Raw genomic sequence first — 2047 nt, 5'->3', positions numbered from 1 at the left:
GGCGAGAGCCAGAATGGCCTGATCGCTTTGTCCGATCTCATGATCGAGTTCGTTCAGCCGACGCACGACAGGCAAAAGCGCGGAGCCGGTGCTCCTTCAGATGAGTGCTCGACAGCAGCCATCTTGGCACGCCTCTCACGAGAATGATGCAGTTGCGGGCGCCGTCCACCCCATCAGCGAGCGTGAGGAGTTTGTGCCTCCGAATTGTTCGGAAACCGGCACACCAGGGTACAAGTATTCCGCTGACGTGCGAAGCACATGCAGTTGCCCCTTCTCGTACACAACGTTTTAGGTGGCACGCGGATTGCATGGGAGATGGTACACTCGGCCGAACCGACCTGTCGAAGCCGGACTGGCGTTAGCAAAGCACGCCTCCCGCGGTGGGCAAAACAGCCGAAGCCCTGTCGCGAAACAAGCGGATATATTGGAGTATCTCAGTGCGGGCCATATCTGAACTCGCCGAGTTCGTTAGCAGCTACCCAGGAAGTGCACTGCCTGCGGCGACACGGCGTACAATCTCGTTGCTCATATTAGACCTTATCGGTGCCACGGCTGCGGGCCTGCGATCGCCATTAGCTGATGCTGCCAGAAAATCGGCACTGGAAGCCTATGGCGAAGGCCCGATCAGCATTTGGTTGACTGAAAATCCTTCTAGTGTGGTCGGCGCCGCGATGGCCAACAGCGCTGCGGCAAGCGCGCTGGACATCGATGACGGTCATCGCGGCGCAGCAGGCCACGCTGGTGCCGGCGTTATTCCCGCCGCCTTGGCAGTGGCTCAGGCTGTTGATTCGTCTGTGGCCGAGACGATGGTTGCAATTGCGCTCGGATACGAAATCGGTCTGCGAATCGCGAGCTCTCGTCCGGTTGCGGCAATCGATACGTATGCGACTGGACGCTGGGTCGGCTACGGGGCTGCGGCTGCAGCTAGCCGTCTCTTGGGTTTGAGTGCCACGGAAACCGCTCATGCGTTAGGTATTGCCGGAGCCGAAGGACCAATCGTCTTCTTAACCGCAAACTCCAAATTCGAGGGCAGCACGATCAAGGAAGGGATTCCCCCTGCCGTGGTTGCAGGTATCACCGCCGCCTATCGCGCACGGGCAGCCGCAACCGGACCTCTTGACCTTCTCGATGACGACGACCGTTTCACCCGCCATGTCCTGACAAGCAATCTTGGGTCGTCGTGGGAAGTTGAAAAATGCTATCTTAAGCCATATGCATGCTGCCGCTACATCCACGCAGCTATCGATGCGATACTTGCGATGCGTCGCGATGGGCAAGATATCCGCAAGCTGCGGATCGAAACTTTCCCACAAGCGATGCGCCTTGCAAACGAGCGCGCCCCCAGCACCTTGGAGGGGGCTCAATACAGCTTCTATTTTAGTTGCGCACTGGCCGCTTTGTACGGGCGGGAAGCCCTACAGCCTGTTCAACCTGAACGTCTCACTGACGTACGCGTCATTGAGTTGGCCGGACGTATTGAGCTTGAAGCGTCCTCCGATTTCGCTTCGGCGTTTCCAGCCGAAACGCCAGCCCGCGTTGTCATGGATCAAGGAAAAGGGCAGGAAGAAATGATTGTACGACACCCCCTTGGAGATGTCCTGCGCCCTTTATCGACCGATCAGATCTGGGAGAAATTCAAGGGCCTCAGCAGAGAGAACGTTCACCCGCGGTGGCAGGACGAGATCCTCTCGGCAATAGGCAACCTCGAAACGGCAGGCCTTGGGCCCCTTCTGGATGCCCTCTCTCGACGGGGCAGGCGATATGCCGAAGAAGACGCCGCGCGTGAACTGGCCCGATCTTCCGAAGCGTTCCAGTGATTCGTCGAGACGGACGGGCAAGCACATAACTGGTATCCAAACGGCCAAGGCCGCTATGGTCTCGGAAGATTTTCCTGAGGCGGGTTGGGGGAGTGTCATGTAGCCCTGCTCTCGTCGACGATATGTCGAAGATTGTCGATGCCGTCTGGATGAAGACGAGGACAGCTTCGCTTTATTCGGCGACCAGATTGCCAAGTAGGCGCTCAGGCCATCCTCTTGCGAGAACATCT

General features: G+C 58.1%; 1 protein-coding gene. It reads left to right on the top strand.

The features are described from left to right. The first annotated feature begins 380 nt into the window (after positions 1-380). A complete protein-coding gene (locus EN780_RS32860) occupies positions 381-1817 on the top strand; it encodes an MmgE/PrpD family protein (RefSeq protein ID WP_348631289.1) in 1437 nt (478 codons plus the stop codon). The last annotated feature ends 230 nt before the right edge of the window (positions 1818-2047 follow it).

Origin of the sequence: Mesorhizobium sp. M4B.F.Ca.ET.089.01.1.1 (assembly GCF_004022605.1) — a bacterium.
GTDB lineage: Bacteria > Pseudomonadota > Alphaproteobacteria > Rhizobiales > Rhizobiaceae > Mesorhizobium > Mesorhizobium abyssinicae.
Note: the sequence above shows the minus strand (reverse complement) of the source record. Positions and strands in the feature narration are given on the sequence as shown.